The 20454-nt window shown below is 41.3% G+C and carries 21 protein-coding genes and 1 pseudogene; 8 read left to right on the top strand and 14 right to left on the bottom strand.

Annotated features, from left to right (window positions below; genetic code table 11):
• From RMY32_RS21045 to RMY32_RS21030, 4 genes and pseudogenes are all read right to left on the bottom strand, one after another.
• Nucleotides 1–957: pseudogene (locus RMY32_RS21045) on the bottom strand (IS630 family transposase); the annotation flags it as partial.
• Nucleotides 958–1005: 48 nt separating this feature from the next.
• Nucleotides 1006–1161, bottom strand: coding sequence for a type II toxin-antitoxin system HicA family toxin (locus tag RMY32_RS21040; protein WP_322709245.1), 156 nt, complete (start codon nucleotides 1159–1161; stop codon nucleotides 1006–1008).
• Complete coding sequence (locus tag RMY32_RS21035) at nucleotides 1161–1403, bottom strand: DUF1902 domain-containing protein (protein WP_322670417.1); 243 nt, start codon at nucleotides 1401–1403, stop codon at nucleotides 1161–1163. Before RMY32_RS21035 ends, RMY32_RS21040 begins: the two co-directional genes overlap by 1 nt.
• A gap of 159 nt (nucleotides 1404–1562) precedes the next feature.
• Nucleotides 1563–1709 (bottom strand): hypothetical protein, encoded by a 147-nt coding sequence (locus RMY32_RS21030; protein ID WP_322709244.1) that lies wholly within the window; start codon nucleotides 1707–1709, stop codon nucleotides 1563–1565.
• 167 nt (nucleotides 1710–1876) lie between these two features.
• Between RMY32_RS21030 and RMY32_RS21025 the strand changes: the two genes are divergently transcribed.
• Nucleotides 1877–2254: a hypothetical protein gene (locus RMY32_RS21025; RefSeq protein ID WP_322709243.1), complete on the top strand. Its 378-nt coding sequence runs from the start codon at nucleotides 1877–1879 to the stop codon at nucleotides 2252–2254.
• Nucleotides 2255–2464: 210 nt separating this feature from the next.
• On the opposite strand, the gene RMY32_RS21020 is transcribed toward RMY32_RS21025, so the two are convergent.
• Complete coding sequence (locus RMY32_RS21020) at nucleotides 2465–2974, bottom strand: pentapeptide repeat-containing protein (RefSeq protein WP_322692137.1); 510 nt, start codon at nucleotides 2972–2974, stop codon at nucleotides 2465–2467.
• A gap of 87 nt (nucleotides 2975–3061) precedes the next feature.
• Here RMY32_RS21020 and RMY32_RS21015 point away from each other — a divergent pair, with 87 nt between their 5' ends.
• Nucleotides 3062–3571: a hypothetical protein gene (locus RMY32_RS21015; RefSeq protein WP_322709242.1), complete on the top strand. Its 510-nt coding sequence runs from the start codon at nucleotides 3062–3064 to the stop codon at nucleotides 3569–3571.
• Nucleotides 3572–3657: 86 nt separating this feature from the next.
• Nucleotides 3658–4206 carry a YraN family protein gene (locus tag RMY32_RS21010; RefSeq protein ID WP_322709241.1) on the top strand — a complete coding sequence of 183 codons (549 nt, stop codon included), beginning with the start codon at nucleotides 3658–3660 and terminating at the stop codon, nucleotides 4204–4206.
• A gap of 70 nt (nucleotides 4207–4276) precedes the next feature.
• Here the strand turns inward: RMY32_RS21010 and RMY32_RS21005 are convergent, their stop codons facing one another.
• A complete protein-coding gene (locus RMY32_RS21005) occupies nucleotides 4277–4666 on the bottom strand; it encodes a hypothetical protein (RefSeq protein WP_012412259.1) in 390 nt (129 codons plus the stop codon).
• Between the two features lie 272 nt (nucleotides 4667–4938).
• On the opposite strand from RMY32_RS21005, the gene queA reads away from it, so the two are divergent.
• Together queA and RMY32_RS20995 are read left to right on the top strand one after the other, a co-directional pair.
• Nucleotides 4939–6132: a tRNA preQ1(34) S-adenosylmethionine ribosyltransferase-isomerase QueA gene (queA, locus tag RMY32_RS21000; RefSeq protein ID WP_409883621.1), complete on the top strand. Its 1194-nt coding sequence runs from the start codon at nucleotides 4939–4941 to the stop codon at nucleotides 6130–6132.
• A gap of 206 nt (nucleotides 6133–6338) precedes the next feature.
• On the top strand, nucleotides 6339–7439 hold the full coding sequence (locus tag RMY32_RS20995) for a tetratricopeptide repeat protein (RefSeq protein ID WP_322709240.1): 1101 nt from the start codon (nucleotides 6339–6341) through the stop codon (nucleotides 7437–7439).
• Nucleotides 7440–7647: 208 nt separating this feature from the next.
• Here the strand turns inward: RMY32_RS20995 and RMY32_RS20990 are convergent, their stop codons facing one another.
• Complete coding sequence (locus RMY32_RS20990) at nucleotides 7648–8343, bottom strand: TrkA family potassium uptake protein (RefSeq protein WP_322709239.1); 696 nt, start codon at nucleotides 8341–8343, stop codon at nucleotides 7648–7650.
• 179 nt (nucleotides 8344–8522) lie between these two features.
• On the bottom strand, nucleotides 8523–9857 hold the full coding sequence (locus tag RMY32_RS20985) for a TrkH family potassium uptake protein (protein WP_322709238.1): 1335 nt from the start codon (nucleotides 9855–9857) through the stop codon (nucleotides 8523–8525).
• A gap of 267 nt (nucleotides 9858–10124) precedes the next feature.
• On the opposite strand from RMY32_RS20985, the gene RMY32_RS20980 reads away from it, so the two are divergent.
• The gene (locus RMY32_RS20980; RefSeq protein ID WP_322709237.1) at nucleotides 10125–10967 is read left to right on the top strand and encodes a methyltransferase domain-containing protein; all 843 of its coding nucleotides are present in this window, start codon (nucleotides 10125–10127) and stop codon (nucleotides 10965–10967) included.
• Nucleotides 10968–11052: 85 nt separating this feature from the next.
• Here RMY32_RS20980 and RMY32_RS20975 read toward each other — a convergent pair whose 3' ends face one another.
• Together RMY32_RS20975 and RMY32_RS20970 are read right to left on the bottom strand one after the other, a co-directional pair.
• A complete protein-coding gene (locus RMY32_RS20975; protein WP_322690784.1) occupies nucleotides 11053–11517 on the bottom strand; it encodes a hypothetical protein in 465 nt (154 codons plus the stop codon).
• A 433-nt stretch (nucleotides 11518–11950) separates the two neighbouring features.
• The gene (locus tag RMY32_RS20970; RefSeq protein ID WP_322693880.1) at nucleotides 11951–12694 is read right to left on the bottom strand and encodes a response regulator transcription factor; all 744 of its coding nucleotides are present in this window, start codon (nucleotides 12692–12694) and stop codon (nucleotides 11951–11953) included.
• Nucleotides 12695–12851: 157 nt separating this feature from the next.
• Here RMY32_RS20970 and RMY32_RS20965 point away from each other — a divergent pair, with 157 nt between their 5' ends.
• Nucleotides 12852–13916 carry a YheT family hydrolase gene (locus tag RMY32_RS20965; RefSeq protein ID WP_322709236.1) on the top strand — a complete coding sequence of 355 codons (1065 nt, stop codon included), beginning with the start codon at nucleotides 12852–12854 and terminating at the stop codon, nucleotides 13914–13916.
• Between the two features lie 94 nt (nucleotides 13917–14010).
• Here RMY32_RS20965 and RMY32_RS20960 read toward each other — a convergent pair whose 3' ends face one another.
• Nucleotides 14011–14178, bottom strand: coding sequence for a hypothetical protein (locus RMY32_RS20960; RefSeq protein ID WP_181929464.1), 168 nt, complete (start codon nucleotides 14176–14178; stop codon nucleotides 14011–14013).
• Nucleotides 14179–14672: 494 nt separating this feature from the next.
• Here RMY32_RS20960 and hetI point away from each other — a divergent pair, with 494 nt between their 5' ends.
• Complete coding sequence (gene hetI / locus RMY32_RS20955; protein WP_322709235.1) at nucleotides 14673–15392, top strand: 4'-phosphopantetheinyl transferase HetI; 720 nt, start codon at nucleotides 14673–14675, stop codon at nucleotides 15390–15392.
• Nucleotides 15393–15503: 111 nt separating this feature from the next.
• Here hetI and RMY32_RS20950 read toward each other — a convergent pair whose 3' ends face one another.
• The 3 genes from RMY32_RS20950 to RMY32_RS20940 form a co-directional block, all read right to left on the bottom strand.
• Nucleotides 15504–16307 carry an SDR family oxidoreductase gene (locus RMY32_RS20950; RefSeq protein ID WP_322709234.1) on the bottom strand — a complete coding sequence of 268 codons (804 nt, stop codon included), beginning with the start codon at nucleotides 16305–16307 and terminating at the stop codon, nucleotides 15504–15506.
• 779 nt (nucleotides 16308–17086) lie between these two features.
• On the bottom strand, nucleotides 17087–18601 hold the full coding sequence (locus tag RMY32_RS20945; RefSeq protein WP_322709233.1) for a thioester reductase domain-containing protein: 1515 nt from the start codon (nucleotides 18599–18601) through the stop codon (nucleotides 17087–17089).
• Between the two features lie 2 nt (nucleotides 18602–18603).
• Complete coding sequence (locus RMY32_RS20940; RefSeq protein WP_322709232.1) at nucleotides 18604–20280, bottom strand: PfaD family polyunsaturated fatty acid/polyketide biosynthesis protein; 1677 nt, start codon at nucleotides 20278–20280, stop codon at nucleotides 18604–18606.
• Nucleotides 20281–20454 lie beyond the last annotated feature (174 nt).

The raw sequence follows: 20454 nt of genomic DNA, 5'->3' as shown, positions 1-20454 counted from the left end.
TCTGTCCGGCAATTTCATGACTTTTAAGTTGATGCCACTGGGTTTCAATCGGATTCATCTGAGAACAATAAGGAGGCAAAAAGAAAACGAATAGGCCTTGCTCCTGCCAACGTGTCCACTGTTGACGTACCAAAAGACTGGTATGAAGGGAGCCATTATCCTGCACGACCACGGTGAGACGACCCGTTTGCTCCAAGGTTTGTCAGGCAATGCGAGCCATCCAATCCATCACCTGAATGTAGCTCTCGCTTTTGAATCCGCCTTGAGCCAGGGCATACTCGAACCGTTCGCCCGGTTGCCACAAGCCCAAAATGCTAATCCGGTTGCCATAACGATTTGGGGTTTGCTCCATCCGTTTCTGGTCTCCAATGCGACTATAGCTGTAGCTGACTGGACTCCAAAGGCAAAAAGAAAGCTTCATCGAGATACTTGAGTTCAATATACCCCTCCTGCACGGCTAACTTTAAGGTGTCCAAGTCTGCCTGCTTGAGTGCCTTTTTTACCGGGTCTTGTTTGCAACGATGGCTATTTTTAGTTCGTTTCCAGCGATAGTTTTTTTTTGAGCAATCGTCTCAATCGGTCACTACTCAAATTCACTAACCGCTCTTGTTGCAGTTTCTGTGCTAGTTGTACACTGTTGTAGGTTCGGGGTTCTTGCTCCAAACACTCCGTCAGGTAGTCCAGGTCTGTTGCTTGCCACTTTGGTTTTGCTCCCCGTCCTGGGGCTTCCCACAGTCCCCCTAATCCTCTTTCTTCCCATCGCCGTAGGGTCGCTCTGACCGTATGAGCATGGCACTCGAACATCTTTGCAATCGCTGCTACATTCCATCCCTGAGCGTTCAGGCGCAACATATGCGCTCAGTCACGGGTTCTTTGAGGAAGCCACTGAGCAAGTCGCAGTTCCGTTAAGGTTCTGTCTTCCTCTGGGGTCAGAATGATGCGTAATGGGGCAGGCATAACAAGCTAATTTAGCAGTTTTTCTATCTTATAATTAATTTCACCTACCTACTTATGACGTGATTTGATTTTACTATCAACTACAAAGTTATTATCTGTAATTGGGCTATACCAAATTTCATGATCTCCTTTCCCTTGCCTTTTAAAATAACATCCGGCTTCTGTTAAAAGCTTTTTAACTTCAGGAGTAAAGGAAACACTCATTAGCCAGCCACTTTGATTGATTCATGACGATGCGTTGTTAAGTATAAATCAATGTAATCTTTGTTGCCAGATTCAACTTTATTTAATTCAATAAGTTCTGGAATCATAGCTTTGAGTTTTGCTGTTAACATCTCAATAGTAGAAGCTTCTGTAACCAACCCAGGTAGATTATCACTGCTAGCTACCCACACATCAACCTCAGAATCCCAAAAAGCGCTTACTTTGACAATAAAAGTATTCATAATTCGCTTTTTTAGCTATCGCACGTATGTAAACAATTTTAATTCAGAACTTTGAAAATTTTGCAAGTAACTTACAAAATCAGATACAATCTTGACTTGTTATCAAGTGCGTAGGCGTAGCCCGTCGTAGACATCGCTGATTTGCCTACTACGGTGAAACTAGTTGAAGCCTGTAGTAAGCTTTTGCCTGTGATTACTAAGTTTTTCGGCTTGCCAGCTTTGCGAACACAAACGCACCATCAGACTCTGGTAGTTAAGTGCGATCGGGAAACTGAAGCGGTATGCCAATATCGGCAAGTGTTTCACTCATACTTTGAAAAGTATTGCAGCTATTTATATAGTCCTTTATGCTTCCCATCAGGTATTACGAAGTAGTATAACACCCTGCTATATCTTGATTTCAGTGCTTCTACCCTGCCAGAACAACTTTGATCGCGAGTAAAAAGATATGAAATCTGATATTTTGAAACTGTATGTATTTTAAGTTAGGCGGCATAGTAGGAGCGATCGCTATTTTATTAAGTAATGGTAGTGCGTTCGCTCAAGATGCAGAAAGATATATTACTGTAGGGCATGATAAATTGGGAAACAGCGTAGCTTTGGACACGGAAACGATTAAGGGCACAGTATACAAGCTTTACGGTATCTATGGAGATGGCATCTTCGAGACTACCTTTGATGCATCGTGCAAAGAATCGCGGCTGTTTCGCAATCGCATTGCGATTTACGGGCCAGAAGGACAGCTACTTGAAGAGGATAAAGAAAAAGGAGAAATCCCTTTTGTAGCAAGTTCTTCACCAGGCAAAGGTATGAAATTTGTTTGTCAAAAGATTGGTGCGAGTGGTTGGTAGTTGCTCAATATTTTATGAGTAGGGAATGGGGAATAAGCAATGCACAATGCCCAATGACCTTCAAGAGTGCTGAGTGCTGAGTGGGGAATCTTACTTCTTTACTCAGCACAGGCTAAACGCCCTGCTGACGCTAACGTAACTGTTTTGCCCAACGCCCAATGCCAATGCCCAATGCCCAATGCCCAATGCCCAATTCCCAGCTAAAAAATACTAAGGACAAAACAACGTATCACGCGTATCTCGTCCTGTAACGGGATTAGTCCCTTTGGCAAGTTTGCACAATTTTTTTTGCTCATCGGGACGCAGCAGCGTATCGGTAAAATCTGCCCCATCAATGATTGCACCATCAAATCTGGCGTTAGCAGCAAAAGCACCCTCCAACAGTGCATTTGTCAAATTTGCTCTGACTAAACGAGCCGAGTCTAAAGTCGCATTTCTCAAGTCAGAACCCTCTAAATTCGCAGACTCTAAATTTGCTGCAAAGAAGCTGACACCGTTCAAATTAGCTCGGCTAAAGTTGCTCTGGCGAAGATTAGCTTTAGTAAAGCTGGAGTCTGTTAAATCACGTCCTGAAAAATCAGCATCAACCAAAATTTCTTTATTATATTCAAGTGCCAAAGCTGTTGGAGTAAAACCGACTGTTACGGTGATGCCAACTATTACCCAGAGGAATAAGCTGAGTATACTTGCCCAAATCCGGGCGCTTAACTTAGAATTCATTCTATTTTTAGCCAATGGCGAACCCTCCTCCATCTCATTATCCTTGAGTCAGAGATTTTAGCGCAAAAATCCTTTAAAAATATTTTTATGAATCCTAATTCAAGTTCATACGACGATTTGAACGTTGCCTTTGCACGACTTCAGGCTATTGAGTGGGATACATTAGGAATGGGGGAGAAAGACGAAAGACTTACAGAACTGATGTTAGAATTTCTGTCGCGGGTAAGGCAATGGGTAAAGTTTTTGCAGAGCGAACAGAAGCATATTTTTGAAAATCTTGCTGTCCAGATTCGCCCTGACATTGAACTCCCATCTAACCTAATGCAATGGCTGGACGAGTTATACAACAGGGAACCATACCAGCGTGGTAGAACCTATCTTGTACAAGGGGTAAGTAATTACTTATTTTGGTGTCGCCTACGGGAATTTGATGCAGTCCCCGCGAATGGTCTTCCTGACCCTTATGAGCCGTTCATCACCTTTTTGGAATGCGGTGGTGGCATATATGTCGAGCATCACCTTTTTATGGATATTTACCCCAATTATGATCACTTTATTTTGACTGTTGGGAATGCTACGCCAGCAAGTGAAGAATAAGCACATCATGGGAGGATGATTTTGGGTAACTACTAGAAACTCTTATTTTTCTGTTGAATTAAATAACCGAGAATACTAAAGTTTATATGCATTGTCCAAATAGTGGTGAATTAGGAGAAGACTTAGTAGCTCAATGGTTGCAATCTACAGGTTGGATAATTCTCCATCGTCGCTTTTCTAGCCGCTGGGGGGAAATCGATATTATTGCTGAATATGATGAAGAAAGTGGGAAAGAGCAGGGAAGCCAGGAAGCAGGGGAAGAATTCCTCACTTCTAACTCCTCACTCCTAACTCCTCACTCTCCACTCCCCACTCCCCACTCTATGTTGGCATTTGTTGAAGTCAAAACCCGCAGTTCAGGTAGTTGGGATGCTGGGGGAAGAAGCGCAATCACTCCACAAAAGCAAGCAAAAATTTGGCGTACAGCTGGCATATTCTTAGCTCAGTATCCTGAGAAGGCAGATTATTCTTGTCGATTTGATGTTGCTATTGTCTACTGTCAAAGGATCTCAAAAAATCTGACTGGGGTTACAGCAAATCAGAAAGCTCTAGCTACTTCATCTGTACCCGGATACAAGTTTAAGCTGCAAGAATACATTCCGGCAGCTTTTGACTCTTCAATTGATAATGGTTAATTGGTAATGGATAAAATATCTTAATTACCAATGACCAATAATTTTGTAGTAGCGTTACAACCAAATAGTCTCACGCTAAAGTTTCTGGACAGTAACCTAAGCCCCGGACAAACTGTTGCCGGAACGCTTCAATTTCATCTCTTTCTGGGCTACCATGAGAAACGATCGCTACCTGATAACGACGCATCACATCCACAGGGCACTGTCCAGCTTCCAAACTCCAAAGTGCCATTTGCACCCTCATTGGCGGCTCATAGCTAATTCCTAATTCATTTAGAAAAGCCCGAAAGTCGCCATCTTCTTGGGGCGAGACTTGACCTTTGAGTTTGATCCTAACCACCCAGCCATCAATTTGATGAATTACGGTGACGAACGAAACTGGTGTCTGGGGTCTAGCGTGGAGGTGTTGAACGACCCTCAGGGTTAGACTGGCATTTGCCAGATAGTACAAGTATTCCATGTTTGTTGGTGCTTGGGATCAAAGCCAATCCTACATATCTATATTCGTCAATCAGTGCCTGTTCCCGGTAGGGTAAAAGCCCCCGTTTTTTGATGGGGAGGTTTACCCATTTTTTATGTTAAGTTTTCCGTGTTACTTAATAGTAACAATCTTATAGCCTAGCGGCAAAACTGAGCCAAGATCCCTTAAAGTTCCAATATAAGGGAAAACTTAACTCAGACTTTTTAAGAGAGTATAAATACTAAATAAACCAAAAACTAGTACAAGTCAATTTGAAAGATACATCTAGCCCACAAGAAAAAAATTTTGAATTAGATTGCTCGGTAGCTGGCTATGACTACGAACTACCTCCAGAATTCATTGCCCAAAACCCAGCAGTTCCTAGAGATAGTTCGCGGTTACTGGTAGTTGATTCTCCGACTACAGGCATCGAAACAGCACCTCTACACCATATTTTCCATGATTTGCCTGCACTGCTGCGCTCTGGCGATTTGTTAGTTATGAACAATACAAGAGTCATTCCAGCGCGGCTTTATGGTCATAAATCCACTGGTGCGAAAATTCAGGTGTTGCTGTTGGAAGAACGGCAGCATAACTGTTGGTTAACTTTAGTTAAGCCAGGAAAAAGCTTCAAACGAGGAGCAAAGATTATCTTTGAACCAAGGGAAGCGTCGATTGGGCATTCAAAAGAGGCAGAGGGGCGGGGTGCGGGGGGCAGAGAGGAAAATTTTTCCCCAGTCCCCAGCCGCCACCTAACGGCTACGGTTCTAGAAACAGATGCAGCAACCGGGGGACGTTTGTTGCAATTTGATGTACCAGAGGGGAAGACTTTGGTGCAACTGTTAGAGGTATTTGGTGAAGTACCGTTACCACCGTACATTACTACCTCAGAAGCAGCTGATGAGCAGTATCAGACAGTTTATGCTAAACAACCAGGAGCGATCGCAGCTCCAACGGCAGGATTACACTTTACCCCAGAATTATTACAAAAGTTGAGCGATCGCCAAATCGATCGAGCTTTTGTAACGCTACACGTTGGTGTAGGCACATTTCGCCCTGTGGAAGTGGAGGATGTAACTACCCATCAAATGCATGAAGAATGGATTGAAGTTCCCGCCGCTACAGTAGAGCAAATCCGCGCCACGAAAGCTGCTGGCGGGCGGATTATTGCTGTGGGAACAACGGTAGTAAGGGCTTTAGAAGGGGCGGCTCAATCTGGTAATTTACAACCATTTTGCGGCAAAACAGACTTGTTTATTTATCCTGGCTACCAATGGCAGGTAGTAGGTGGTTTAATTACGAATTTTCACCTACCGCGTTCTAGTTTGTTGATGTTGGTAAGTGCCCTAATTGGCAGGCAACGGTTATTGAATATATACAACGAAGCGATCGCTTTTGGATATCGCTTTTATTCATTCGGTGATGCCATGCTAATTTTGCCGTCAGCTGTGGGAGTGGGGAGTTAAAAGTTAGGAGTTAAGAGTTATAGCACAAGCCTTGGTGGTTAGGACATCAACAGACGATAAAACTTAGACACAAAAAGACTTTTCACCCAGTCCCCAGTCCCTATTACCCAGTCCCTTGCTATAAAAGTTGGAAATTGGGAATTTTTTCTTTCGTGGTGGGTACTCTGACTTATAAGGGGTTAAAAATAAGTACAGGTCTGCTATTAATGTCTGAAAAATACCTATTTTCTCATTGGTTAAATTTATTTTGTCAGGTAACAGTCGGTGGCTGTTCTGCATTTTTGCTCTTGGCTGCACCGACAATTACTAATTTTCCAGTTAGCAAGCTGCTGGCAGAAACTGCTATTTCTCAGAATCTGGAAGCAGCTAGCTTTTTCCAGCAAGGAGTTACGCGCTATAACCGCCAAGACTTACAAGGTGCAGAATATGCCTTTCGCCAAGCGTTGCAGCGAGATCCTAACCTTGGGGCAGCACGAAATTATCTGGGTAATATATTTATAGAGCAAAATCGCTTGGATGTAGCTTTACAAGAATTTACAGAGGCGATAAAACTTAATCCCAATTCTAGCGAAGCTTATTACAACTTAGGGTTAGTGTTGCACCGACAAGGAGAAAAAGATGCAGCAATTACCGCTTATCGCCAGAGCTTGGTAATAGATTCCACAAGGGTGGCAGCACTGTATAATCTGGGTTTGTTGCTATACGAACAAGGAAAGTTAGAGGAAGCGATCGCTGCATACCAAAAAGCAATTAATCTAGATAGCAGCAATGCCAATGCTTATCTTAACTTAGCGATCACCTTGCAACAACAAGGTCAAATCGAGCTTGCGATCGCCAATTATCGCCAAGCTTTGAAGCTAGATCCTAAAAATGCCGCAGCCTACAGCAATATGGCAAATTTGCTAGCAATGCATGGTCAAGCTTCTGAGGCTATTTCTGTTTATCGGCAAGCGATTCGTCTAAATCCAAAAAGTGCCTCAGCTTACTATAACTTGGGAGTAACTTTATATAATCAAGGCGAGTTCAAAAAAGCCAGTGGAGCCTTGAAACGCGCTCACAATGAATATCGCGAGCAAGGCAACATTGAACAAGCCCAAAAAATTGAGCAGCTAATGCAGCAAATTGCTCAGAAAACTGGGCAACAGCAACCTCAAGCCAGTCAAACAGCTACTCCTTCTCAGAGTTCAGATTCTACAGTACAAACACCTGAACCACAGACGGCAAATCAACCAGAAACGTCCGCCAACCCTGGCGATGTGCCTGTCTCAGTTGAACCACAATCCACTTCAACAAGTCCCAGACAATAAAAAACTCAAAGTTAAGGCAATTTGCCCTCATCCCCCAACCCCTTCTCCCAAAATTGGGAGAAAAGGAGCCAATTTCAAAATCCCTCTCCCAAGCTTGGGAGAGGGATTTAGGGTAAGGGCAAGGGATTCATGCAATAAGTCTATTCTCTACTGGAAGTTAGTTTTGAGTAAAAGTTGCACACGGCATAACTCCTAACTCCTAACTTTTTTAAATCGGCAAACGATTAATATCTTTATTGCAACCAATAACAACCATTGCTGAACCACGCTCTAAACGCTTGGTAGCGTCAGGATTAATTTGAAATTTCCCATCCTGGCTTACTGCTAGTAAATTTAAACCGTAGCGGTTACGAAGTTGAAGTTCGGTGATGGTTTTGCCGTGAAATTCATCAGGCACAATCAACTCTACAATACTGTTATCTGGGTCGAGGTCAAACCGATCTAGAATTGCTGGTTTAGTAAGAGTACGCGCTAGGGCACAACCCGCTTCATACTCAGGAAAAACAACATGATCTGCTCCTACTCGCCGCAACAGTTTACGGTGAACTTCACTAGAAGCTTTAGCAACTACATGAGGCACGCCAGCCTCTTTCACATTGAGGGTGGTTATGATACTTTCTTGAACGTAGTTGCCAATTGCGACAATCACAGTATCAAATTCAAAAATTCCAGCTTCTTTGAGTGCGGCTGGTTCTGTAGAGTCTAGTTGCAAAGCATGACCAACTATTCCCTCAGTTAATGCCGCTGAAACTTGTTTTTCATCTATATCTGTTGCCAGCACTTGATAACCAAAATTATGCAGTGTGGAACAGACAGAGCGACCAAAACGACCTAACCCAATTACAGCAAATTGCTGGTTATCTTTGCGTAAACTGCGAAAAAAACTTAATGATGACAGATTCACCCTTTTTATCCTTATGATGGCTCCCTGTATTTAGGGCAAAAAACGGTTATACCGCTTGAATTAAAAATTTTATTTTTGCCTTCCAATGTATATTTTATCAGTTTAGTCATTTGTCATTATTTATTCTCTCCCTGCTTCCCCTGCTCCCTCATCCCCTACTTCCTACTCCCTCTCCCTAACTATCCCACGAGTAAATTTTCTTCAGGATAGTGAATTCTGGTAGGGCGGGGATCTCCTAGTACGGCAGACATCAGCAGTAAAACACCCACTCTGCCAACGTACATAGTGACAATTAAGATGAGCTTTGCTGCTGTAGAGATAGTTCCTGTAATGCCTGTAGAAAGCCCTACGGTAGCGAAGGCTGATACTACTTCAAACAAAATTTGAATAAAATCTAATGTTGGATCTGTGAGGCTAATTAAAATCGTGGCGAAAATCACGGTTGCTATCGATCCTACTAACACACCTACAGCTTTCAAAATTAAAGTTATTGCTATCTTGCGATCGTACAACAAAACTTCTTCTTTACCCTGAAGAATCGCTTTGGTACAACTGGTCAAAACTCTCAAGGTTGTTGTTTTCATGCCTCCTCCTGTGCCACCTGGACTTGCACCAATAAACATCAGCGCAATTGTAATAAATAGACCAGCAGTAGTCATTTTGCCAATATCGATGGTATTAAAACCAGCAGTTCTGGGAGTAACTGATTGAAACCAAGCTACTAATATCTGGTCGCGTAAATTTAGATAACCAAATGTTTCAGGGTTTCTGATTTCTATACAGAAAAAGGCTATTATCCCCACTAATAATAATATCAGAGTTGTACTGATTGCAACTTTGAAATCTAGGGTGAAGACTTGATTTTGAGTTTTTTTCTGAATGCGATCGCGCAACCAAAGATACATTTCCAAAATTACCTGATAGCCAATTCCCCCAAAGATAATCAATATGCTAATGGTGAAAACTACTAAAAAGGATGATTGATAGCTAATTAAATTATCTTTAAATAAACTAAAACCAGCATTATTCCAAGCATTGATACTATGAAAAATTGCTAACCAAAGTCCTTGATTCCAACCATATTTTGGAATAAAAGCTGGTAGAAGTAAGAATATTCCTGTAATTTCAAAAATTAAAGTTGTGGCAATAATTGAACGGATGACTTGGGCACTCCCGCTCATTCCTGGTCGGTCTAAAGCTTGTTGAATAGCTACCTTTTGTCGCAGGTCAAACTTGCGTCCAATTAGCAGAATCAGAAAGGTAGTACTTGTCATATAGCCTAAACCGCCAATCTGAACCAACAGTGTCATAAACAGCTGACCCCAAAAAGAAAAATAAGTACCAGGATCGACCACTGATAAGCCAGTAACACAAACCGCAGATGTTGAGGTGAACAGCGCCACAATAGGGTCGTTCCATGTACCATCGCTAGTCGAGAAAGGCATCATTAGCAAGATGGTTCCTATAGCGATGACAGTCAAAAATCCCAGGCAAACTGTGCGAGAAACGGTCATAATTAATTCAAAATTCAAAATTCAAAATTCAAAAAGCCAGATTTAATATGGGTTGGCACATACTTCAATCTGTAGCCATACTTGGGATTACTTAGTATAAATTCGAGCAAGAACTGTTTATTAAGGTAAACCAGGATTTATCCTACTTGGAAAAATCCTGGTTTACTTTTCTTGGAACAAAAATACCCTTATTTAATTAAAAACACACATGGTAGCCTACAAGTATGTTTTTTTTGAATTCTAATTCGTCTCAATACTACTTTTTTCATGAGTGCAACACTTTACCAGCAAATTCAGCAGTTCTACGATGCTTCCTCTGGTCTGTGGGAACAGATTTGGGGCGAACACATGCACCACGGCTACTATGGTGTCGATGGCAGTCAGAAAAAAGACCGCCGTCAAGCTCAAATTGATTTAATCGAGGAACTGCTCAATTGGGCGGGGGTACAATCAGCAGAAAATATTCTCGATGTTGGCTGTGGTATTGGTGGTAGTTCTTTATACTTGGCAGAAAAGTTTAATGCTAAGGCTACAGGGATTACTTTGAGTCCTGTGCAAGCTGCCAGAGCAACGGAACGCGCAATGGAAGCGAATTTGAGTCTGAAAACTCAGTTTCAAGTCGCCAATGCTCAAGAAATGCCCTTTGCTGATAATTCTTTTGATTTGGTTTGGTCGCTGGAAAGCGGCGAACACATGCCGGATAAAACTAAGTTTCTCCAGGAGTGTTATCGGGTATTGAAACCTGGCGGCAAGTTAATTATGGTGACTTGGTGTCATCGACCGACTGATAAGTTACCACTGACGGCGGATGAGGAAAAGCATTTGCAGGATATTTATCGGGTGTATTGTTTGCCTTATGTAATTTCTTTACCAGAGTATGAAGCGATCGCACGTCAACTTCCATTAAACAATATTCGCACCGCCGATTGGTCAACCGCCGTCGCCCCCTTTTGGAATGTAGTCATTGATTCGGCGTTCACTCCCCAAGCACTTTGGGGCTTACTCAATGCTGGTTGGACTACCATTCAAGGGGCGTTATCGCTGGGGTTGATGCGTCGCGGTTATGAACGCGGGTTAGTTCGGTTTGGCTTATTGTGTGGGAATAAGTAGAAACAAGACCGCGCTGTAATGAAACAGCGCGATCGCACTACAATTTAAGAAATTCAATGACGGCTAATATCTAGCTTCAGAAATTTTACTTTGCTGTGAAATTGCCTATAATGCCACCAGCTTCGAGCGAACAGCTAAAGAGTGTACCTGTTTCGCTATTCCCATCAGGCCCATCAAATACAGAAAGATTACCGAGATTCAGGGTTTGCCAAACTTTTGGCCCAGAAGTAGTATTAACTAGAGAACTAAACGCGGCACCGTTTCCAACACCATTAATCGAAATTGCTTGACACGAGCTATTATTTCCATTAATTCTGACTGACGTTGGGTGAGAACCTGGTGACAGTTGTAGGGTTCCTACAACTTGAACACTGTAACTACAGTTATTGATAATTCCCCCATAACTCGAAGTGCTTAAACATGAATTGTCTTGGGGAAAAGAATTCTTCATAGTAGCTCCTGGCGCCGTTACTGCCAAAGCTTGGTTCGCCACTAAGCTTACGACTCCAGCCAACATACTCACCAAATAACCTTTTATAAAAAAGTGCATTATTATTAACTCCAATTTTGTAACTTATTTCAGTTTCATAATTGAATTTACCTAAGAATTAAGCACGTTTTTGACAAAGTTATTCTGTCGTTACAATATTTTTTCATAACTTTTTCATATAATATTTAAGCTGTCAAAGACTTTGAAAATAATGATAATCAAAAAGAGGCAGAGGAGTGCGACCGAAAATCACATCCTCTTCCTCTCCCTCACACGATTATCATTTTCACTAAGCTTACTTTAAGTATTTTAACTCATTGACAAAAGACGCTTTTTATTAAAAAAAACACGGATACACTTGTAGAGACGTTGTATTGCAACATCTCTACATACTACTAAATCCCACCAATAACCTTAACTAAGCGGTAAGGAATAAGAGTTACAGAGAGTTCTTGCCTAAGTGATAGCTTAGATAAGGGAATTTAGCGTGATTTCATTCAACGACTGTTACCGAAGCCCCTTCATTCGATGGAGGTACAGCGGGTAATTCCAGACAGTATCCAGCACCATACACTGTCTTGATATAGCGGGGATGGCGAGGGTCTGGTTCTAGCTTGGTTCTCAAGTGGCGAATATGCACTCGAATCGTTTCTATGTCATCATCAGGATCGTAGCCCCAAACTTCTCTGAGGATTTCGCTGGGAGAAACTGTTTGACCGTGGCGTTGCAGTAAGCAGTGAAGTAGCTCAAATTCCAAGTGAGTCAATTTCACCGTCTCATTGAACCATATTGCCTCAAATCTTTCGGGAACAAGGGTTAATGAGCCATAGTTGAGAATTTCACTATGCTTTGCGGCTTGGGGAATCCGGTCAGTACGCCGCAAAAGTGCCCGCACTCGCGCCAGCAGTTCTTCAACTTCAAAAGGTTTGGTGAGGTAGTCATCTGCGCCAGCATTAAAGCCTTCCACCTTGTCCTGAGTTTGGCTCAAAGCCGTCAACATTAACACGGGAATCTCAGAGGTGCGATCGTCGCGGCGCAGGCGTTGGCAAACGGTGAACCCATCTACTCTGGGCAACATTAAATCGAGCATGATCAAGTCTGGTTGCAGCTGGAGAGCCAGCGCTTGACCTTTGATGCCGTCTTCAGCTTGACTAACATCGTAGCCAGCCATTTCCAAGTTGACGGCAACTAGTTCTGAAATCGCTGGGTCATCGTCTATGACAAGAATCCTCGGCATTCTTAAAAAATTATTACTACTTATTAAGGATAATTAACAACCTTTGATAGATACAAAGATTTTTGAATCAATTCTAAAAAAGCTTCTAAATCTTACATAAATATTAAGATTAAATGACTGTGAAATCAAGACTCAATTACACGAAATCTTATAGTCTATGATGTGTTATACTCCCCCCTACAATCCGTCTTGGTTTTTACAAAACGGTGTGATGATGACTGTATACACCGCTTTGTGGGGAAAACGCAACTGGGAAAGTACTGTTTTCTTACAAGAACCGTCTTATCACGAAAAAATCTTTATTGGTGGCCAAGGTGTGCCAATTTTTGGCTTGGTTGCCATCCCGGAAAATGCTCATAGCACGATTATCGGTACTTATGGTATTACCGGAGAGTTAGAGACAGAATGGTTTTTGAGAGTGCTAGGACGTAAGGCCTACGCTCAAGGTTATGCTGTGGTGTTATTTGATTGGCGGGCCCACGGCAAAACGGCCGTTTTGTCCCCGACTCTAACTTCTGATGGTTTGTATGAAGGGGAAGATTTTGTTCGCATCGCCGCCGCTGCGAAGGCAATGGGATGTCCGGGGAAATTTTGGTTTACAGGGTATTCTTTAGGAGGCCAGTTGGCACTCTGGGCGGTGAAGGTGGCTGGTGAGGTGATTAGGGAGTATGAAGATTTAGGATTAGAAGATAGCGATATTGGCGGTGATATGGTGATTTGTCCAAGTTTAGATTCACAGCGATCGCTATCTTATCTGGTTACAAAGCCTTTCGGTAGATATTTGGAAGCAGGGATTGCCCAAAATTTAAAAAAACTGGCGTGGCGAATTCATGATGCCCATCCGGGAAGCCTTGACCCAGCAGCGATTGAACGGGCGAATAGCATTTGGGGTTTTGATAATGAATTGGTAATTAAGCGACTTGGTTTTCCTTCTGTGGAAGCATATTACCAAGCTAGTAGTGCTTTACAAATATTGCCGCAAATCTCAAAACCGACTTTGATTCTATATGCTGCTAACGACCCACTTTTTGACCCAGCTATCATACCGGAATTAGAACAAGCGTGCGATCGCAATCCCGCAATAGATTTGTTACTTACTCAGTATGGCGGTCATGTTGGCTATTTAAGTAGCAAAGAGTGCCAACGTCAAGTACAAGACCCCGATCTTTGGTGGGCATGGAATCGGGTTTTACAATGGTTGGAGGAAAAGCGAACAAAGTAATAGGCGAGACGATATTCTAGTTGCGAGGATACTCGACGGATGGAGTTGTATTGCTTGGAAGCCCAAAATAGAGAGGATGGCATTGACCCCGAAGTTACCACAATATCATTGGTAAACCAGCAATAACAGAAGCAATACCTGTCCAGAGAGTAAAACGCGCAATATCTAACTCATCCAAAGCAACGCTCATTTGCCTAATTGCTAATAGCAGCGCTGCCAGTAGCAGTATAAAAAAGGCAAAGTACTCCAAATTAATAATCATTCATCCTCACTATGTTCTACAAAAAAGTAGTTCTAATAGTTTATTAACAAGCTTTAGCAAGGGTTTTTTGTTTTAGATTTAACACTTTCTGAGAAAAACTATTTCCTACTGAAGAGATATCTACTTCAGAACACTTGCAGACATTAGTTGTAGTTACTTTGAGAAATGCTGTAATAGCTAATGTTGTAGCCAAAATAAAATTTGCGATTCTCTGTTAAGAGTTTTAAAGTATGCTGTCTCAGGGGATTTAATATGGAGTTGAGGAGCGTACATCTAGAGTAATAAATTATAATATTTAGCTGGCAAAAGCAATCGCGGCTACCTGTATTTATATTTACAGCTAGACTTAATATCTAACAATACCTATGGCAGATTATAGGAAAAACAGGCGCAGTTGTATATAGTAATGCTAAAGCGTCAAATCAGATCCAACCGTAATAATCGTCGTAATTAAACAAACTATTAAAGTACAACTCTCTTGACTTTTTGACTCAATGACCGCTTTTAATCATATTTGGCTACCTGCACCGACAAATTTAACTTTGCTACCAGATGAGATTCATGTCTGGCGTATAGACCTTGACCAACCAGAAACACAACTACAAAATTTAGCAGCAACTCTTTCCAGTGACGAAACATCTCGTGCTGAACGGTTCTATTTTCAAGAACATCGACAGCGTTTCATCGCAGGTCGTGGTATTCTCCGAACTATATTAGGGCGCTACTTGGGTATCCAGCCGTTACAAGTGGAGTTTAATTATCAACAGCGTGGCAAACCAGTACTAGCAGATAAATTTGCCGATAGTGGACTGGCGTTTAACTTGTCTCATTCCCAAGGGTTGGGTTTGTGTGCAGTGAATTGTACTCGCCCAATTGGTGTAGACCTAGAATATATTCGCCCAATGTCTGATTTAGAAGCTCTTGCCAAACGGTTCTTTTTACCGAGAGAATATGAGATGTTGCGATCGCAATCTCCCAACCAACAGCAAGAGATATTTTTCCGTTACTGGACTTGTAAGGAAGCTTATTTAAAAGCAACTGGAGACGGATTATCTCAGTTAGAGCAAATTGAAGTATCACTAACTCCCACAAAACCAGCTAAGTTACAAATATCTGAAGACTGGAGTCTTTTTGAACTAATACCTGCGAACAATTATGTTGCTGCTGTTGCTGTAGAGAATTTTGGCTGGAACTTAAAGTCCTGGCAATATTGATGTTGACTAAGCTCATCTCCTAAATGAAACAAGAGAGATATTGCGGACAAATGACCAATGACCAATGACCAATGACAAATGACCAATGACAAATGACAAATGACAACCTGCTTACTTATCTTCCTGCATATTTCGCACAATTCTTGTCACCACCTTCCTAGGTACAAATCTGACGCATTTTGCAAGTATTTTATTGAGTAAACCAGGAATAACAATGGTTTTGTTTTTCATTAAACCGTGAAAACCAATCTCGGCCACAGTTTGTGCATCCATCATCCTCTTACCCTTGAGCAACTTCGAGTCAGCCATTCCGGTTCTTTCATGAAAGCCAGATGCAGTTGAGCCTGGACAAAGAACTGTCACAGTGACACCTGTACCTTCTAATTCATTAGCGATCGCTTCTGAAAAAGATAAGATATAAGCTTTAGTAGCAAAATAAACTGCCATCAAAGGCCCAGGTTGAAAAGCAGCAGCCGAGGCGACGTTTAATATCTTACCTTCACCTTGCTTGACCATGTGCTTCACGAATAGCTTAGTTAAATGGGTGAGACACACCAAATTTACCTGTAGCATTTCCAGTTCAGTAGCTAGGTCTGTTTCGTGAAATAATCCATAGATACCAAATCCGGCATTATTTACCAGCACATCAACATTAATATCGGCGAGTTGCAACTCCGTGAAAATTTCTTCAGGAGCAGTTGATATAGATAAATCCTTAACAAGAGTTTTGATAAAAATCCCAAATTTCTCTTGGAACTTAACTGCAATTTCTACTAGCTTTGGCCCATTTCTGTCTACTAAGACCAAATTGTAATCATGAGCAGCAAATATACATGCAAATTCGTAGCCAATTCCACCAGCTGCTCCAGTAATAAGAGCAGTTTTCTTGCTCTGACCTTGATGTTTTGTGTTCATGTAAGAATGTTAGTGAATTCAACTTGATGAAGCTGCGTTGCATTTACAGTGGTTCTCGTTCTACAATTAAGTACGCGTAATATCTGACCCAACGAGAAATATCTTGAGTTATTACCCTTGCAAATGCTTGTGTGGTTCATTAAATAGATGTAGCAGTCCAAACGTAAATTTAGGACTTATGCATCGAAAAAGCTAGGCATTAAAGAAGCTCGGTTATTTAAGACTGCTAGCTGTCACTTTTGATTACTCACAAAAGCAAGCGGGTAAAATTAAACTTTTATGCCAGACACTAACCATTCTATCCTCGATTGCTTATGTCAAGAGATGAATACTAAAAATTTACATGATTGAACATAAAAAAACAGGGCAATTATATTGCCGCTGTTAGTGTATGAATTATTGCTGGCATCTGAAATATTGGTTATTCAGTAGTACTGAGTTTTAAAAAACATGGACTAAAGAAAATTATTTTGTAGTGGCGTGTCAAGGCTAAAATAGTGCATTAGATGTAGATGGCAGTGCAATACTGCGTAGGTTTTGAAGATTTGTAGGTTGGGTTGAAAGAAGTGAAACTCAACAAATTTTTGAAAATTTTGGATTTCGTTTCCAATCCAACCTACTAGCGTGACATGCTTAAAATGTTGGGTTAAAAAAACTCAGAAAAACCAAAATTTAATCATTACCAGAATTATTCAACCCAATAAATTCAGCTTGCCGCGCTATTACAATTTTTTTTGCAACAATTTAGTCTTGACACATTTTACGCAAGTTGTGAATTCCTAAGCGAGATTCAAGAAGCCGCTTTGAATCAAGTAGGCAGTATAAGTCATAAACAATTGAGAATTAATTGGAGGACAAGCAATAGAACTACCTGCTAGTGCATGGAGAGTATCTTGGCAGCTAATATGAGGTCTTCTAGCTTGCAAGTACAAATCAGGAATAGTCAGTTGTTCATCAGACCAACGTTCCAGTAAAAATGGTCGCAGAGTGTACAAAGGGTTGTCTACAGAAGACACATTATTGATTAATTCAGATTGCCATTTTTCAAAAGGAATCATCTCAACTGAATAACCAAATGAGCGTATCCACTCAACTAATATTTTCAAAGAAACAGGTTGGGGATGTTGTAAATTGAAAGCCTTACCTATAGATTCTTTTTGGCGTGATAGATAAACGATCGCTTTACTTACATAGTCAACAGGTGACATATCCAACATATAATCTACATCAGGGAAATATCCCATTTGTAGACAGCCCTTGGTCATCAAGTTAATAAAGTCATGTGTGTTACAAATGCCTGTCTTGCTATCACCAGAAATCAGAGGTGGTCTATGGATAGTTACAGGCAGTCCACGGTCACGAGCAATTTTGACTAACTTTTCAGCTACCCATTTAGTTTGTGAATAACCAAGATAAATACCTTGCCAATGATTGAATTCATCCTGCTCTTTAACAACCTTGCCAGCATAAGCAGTGGATTCAAAAACAGCAACACTAGAAACGTAATGTACAGGCTTGACTTTAATTTGACAAGCCAATCTTAAAACTTCTTGAGTTCCTAAAACATTGGCTGCTTTCAGTGCTGAGTATGGAAAAACATAATTCAACAAAGCACCGCTATGATAGATAGTATCAATATTGGTAGCTAAAATTTGAAACTGCTCAGAGCCAACACCTAACAATGGCAGAGATAAATCGCCGACAATCGGAATAATTCTGGACTTAAATTCTTCCTGCCAAATTGCATATTGTTGTAAATTCTTTTGGAGTTTGCTTTTGCCTTCTTCGGCATTAGCAGCACGTACTAAGCAATAGATATCCGCATTAGTTTCCTGTAGCAATTCCCGGATGATAAAAGCTCCTAAAAAGCCCGTTCCTCCAGTTAAAAAGATATTCTTGGGTTCACCCACAAGCACATTAGATGCGGCACCGGGATTGATGGTAGGGTCAAGAACAGCCTCGGCACTTAAATCTAGAATTGAGGGTGCAGCGTTGGCATTAGAGGCTACTACCTTTGTATCTTGAATTGGCGAACCATCTTGCACTTCTTCAGCTAAACGCTGTGAAAGAGCTTCAATATTTGGATAATGCCACAGCAACAATGGAGAGGGTTGAAATCCTAGCAACTTTTCTAAGTTACTTACTAAAATCATTGCTTGGGCTGAATCCAACCCATAGTTTTCTAAATGTTCTGTGACATCTATTTCATCAGTTGCGACTCCTAACAACTTAGCTAAGTTAGATACCAAAAATATTTGAATATCGTCTGCTGTGAAAGACTGTTTTATAGTCATTTTTAAATCTCCAACAATGATGTAGAACGAACAGGGTGATATTGACTGTAATAATCGGAAGCTTGCAGCCCTTGAATTTTCAAATTTTGAACGCGATACAAAAAGGCTGCACCAGTCATAATTTGATTAGCAACATCAACTACACCACGATTATTTGGTTCAGACAGGTAGGAACCGCGTACCCAGTCATTGAAACCGCCCATTGCCGGGCCACACCAAATTTGATAATCGACTTCTCTACCTTTTTCACCAGAACTAGACCAACGGGAAGATAATCCTAGATACCAGCGAAAAATCAACGCCATTTTTAGTTTAGGATTATTAACTGCTTTCCCAAGTTTCTCAGGATTCTTTTGAGACAAATAAGCCGCAGTTCCTTCCCATACTTCGGCAATAGTTTTGCGAAAAACTTGTTTTTCTAATTTCTCTCTTTCTGCAAGGGGGATGCTTTCAATGGAATCATAAGCGCGATAGAGTTCAAATAATTTCTGCGCTCGCATGGGGAACATTGTACCCCGTTTGAGAACTTGCAATTTGACTCCCATTTCAAACATATCTGCTGCTGGAGCCATTATCATATCAGCCATTTCTGCTTGAGCTAGTAACTTTTTGGTATGTTCACAAGCCCCAGATTCAACGCATGATTGATTAATGGAACCGGTCATTATATAAGCAGCACCCATCATGAAAGCTGCTAATGCTGATTGTGGTGTCCCAATTCCCCCTGCAACGCCGATTCTAATGGGTGTTTGGTAATGATATTGTGCTTGAATTTCATCCCGCAAGGCAATAATAGAAGGTAACACACAAACCAGGGGACGGTTATCTGTATGACCTCCAGAATCAGCCTCGACGGTAATATCATCAGCCATTGGGACTTTGGCTGCAAGAGTTGCTTGTAACTCAGTAATTAACCCTTGTTGCAGAAGTTCTTTGATTATTCTGGCCGGTGCTGGTTGCATAAATTTAGTAGCAACTTCTCGGCGAGAAATTTTGGCAATGACTTTATTTTTGATTTCAATTTGATTGGCACTATTCAATCCCAATCCAGCAACACGATAATAAACAATGTTGACAGTCAAGTCGAGAAATGCAGATGCTTCTACTGTTCTCACTTGATATTTGAGATATAAATCCACAGCGCGGCGTTCAATCGCAGGTTCATTAGGACTGTGAATTAAATTAAATGCATAAGGGCCTTGAGGTAAAGCTTGTTGAATGCGATTGATAGCTGCTTCCAAACGTTCTGGAGTTAAACCACCTGCACCAAAGGAACTTAAAATTTGTTCTTTACCGAGTGCAATGACCATTTCTTCAGAGGCAATTCCGCCAGCCATTGCGCCAGTAACGTAGGCATATTTCACTCCATGAAAAGAGAGAAAATTCGGATCTCCAAATTGTTGAATGCGGATTGGGGCTGCAAATGTTAGCAGTTCTACTTGTGCTGTTGTGCCATTATCACCAGGGCATAAATACCCCTCATTTGTGACACCGATTTTTCCGGCAACTTTCACGATGTAGCAGGGTTTATTTAACACCATCAATTTACCTTTGATGGTTTGTTTCTCGAAAGATACAGTTTCTAAAGAACCTTTCCAAACCTGGTTTTCGTTATAAGACCAGGTAGAGAAATTAAGACCATTATCGTGTTTACTTAGTACCGTATCTACGGTTGTCACGGCAGTTATCCCTCGGATTATACAAACAATGGATGATAAGGTTGAAGGTTGAAAGATGTAAACTCTTGGAAAAAGTTTTAATACGGTTTGGTTAGCTTGTTTATCACTTGAAGATCCCCCCAACCCCCTTTAAAAAGGAGGGTATTTTCTTTATTCACCCCCTTAAAAAGGGGG

The sequence above is a fragment of the Nostoc sp. ChiSLP03a genome, assembly GCF_034531215.2.
Lineage (GTDB): Bacteria > Cyanobacteriota > Cyanobacteriia > Cyanobacteriales > Nostocaceae > Nostoc.
The sequence above is the reverse complement of the archived record's forward strand: the minus strand, read 5'-3'. Positions and strand labels throughout refer to the sequence as shown.

Bases quoted from the DNA above. Each gene is read 5' to 3' on its own strand.
- RMY32_RS21040 (WP_322709245.1), bottom strand. From the start codon at position 1,161: ATGAGTGTTTCCTTTACTCCTGAAGTTAAAAAGCTTTTAACAGAAGCC.
- RMY32_RS21035 (WP_322670417.1), bottom strand. From the start codon at position 1,403: ATGAATACTTTTATTGTCAAAGTAAGCGCTTTTTGGGATTCTGAGGTT.
- RMY32_RS21025 (WP_322709243.1), top strand. From the start codon at position 1,877: ATGTATTTTAAGTTAGGCGGCATAGTAGGAGCGATCGCTATTTTATTA.
- RMY32_RS21020 (WP_322692137.1), bottom strand. From the start codon at position 2,974: ATGAATTCTAAGTTAAGCGCCCGGATTTGGGCAAGTATACTCAGCTTA.
- RMY32_RS21015 (WP_322709242.1), top strand. From the start codon at position 3,062: ATGAATCCTAATTCAAGTTCATACGACGATTTGAACGTTGCCTTTGCA.
- RMY32_RS21010 (WP_322709241.1), top strand. From the start codon at position 3,658: ATGCATTGTCCAAATAGTGGTGAATTAGGAGAAGACTTAGTAGCTCAA.
- RMY32_RS21005 (WP_012412259.1), bottom strand. From the start codon at position 4,666: ATGGAATACTTGTACTATCTGGCAAATGCCAGTCTAACCCTGAGGGTC.
- RMY32_RS20995 (WP_322709240.1), top strand. From the start codon at position 6,339: ATGTCTGAAAAATACCTATTTTCTCATTGGTTAAATTTATTTTGTCAG.
- RMY32_RS20985 (WP_322709238.1), bottom strand. From the start codon at position 9,857: ATGACCGTTTCTCGCACAGTTTGCCTGGGATTTTTGACTGTCATCGCT.
- RMY32_RS20980 (WP_322709237.1), top strand. From the start codon at position 10,125: ATGAGTGCAACACTTTACCAGCAAATTCAGCAGTTCTACGATGCTTCC.
- RMY32_RS20975 (WP_322690784.1), bottom strand. From the start codon at position 11,517: ATGCACTTTTTTATAAAAGGTTATTTGGTGAGTATGTTGGCTGGAGTC.
- RMY32_RS20970 (WP_322693880.1), bottom strand. From the start codon at position 12,694: ATGCCGAGGATTCTTGTCATAGACGATGACCCAGCGATTTCAGAACTA.
- RMY32_RS20965 (WP_322709236.1), top strand. From the start codon at position 12,852: ATGATGTGTTATACTCCCCCCTACAATCCGTCTTGGTTTTTACAAAAC.
- RMY32_RS20960 (WP_181929464.1), bottom strand. From the start codon at position 14,178: ATGATTATTAATTTGGAGTACTTTGCCTTTTTTATACTGCTACTGGCA.
- hetI (WP_322709235.1), top strand. From the start codon at position 14,673: ATGACCGCTTTTAATCATATTTGGCTACCTGCACCGACAAATTTAACT.
- RMY32_RS20950 (WP_322709234.1), bottom strand. From the start codon at position 16,307: ATGAACACAAAACATCAAGGTCAGAGCAAGAAAACTGCTCTTATTACT.
- RMY32_RS20945 (WP_322709233.1), bottom strand. From the start codon at position 18,601: ATGACTATAAAACAGTCTTTCACAGCAGACGATATTCAAATATTTTTG.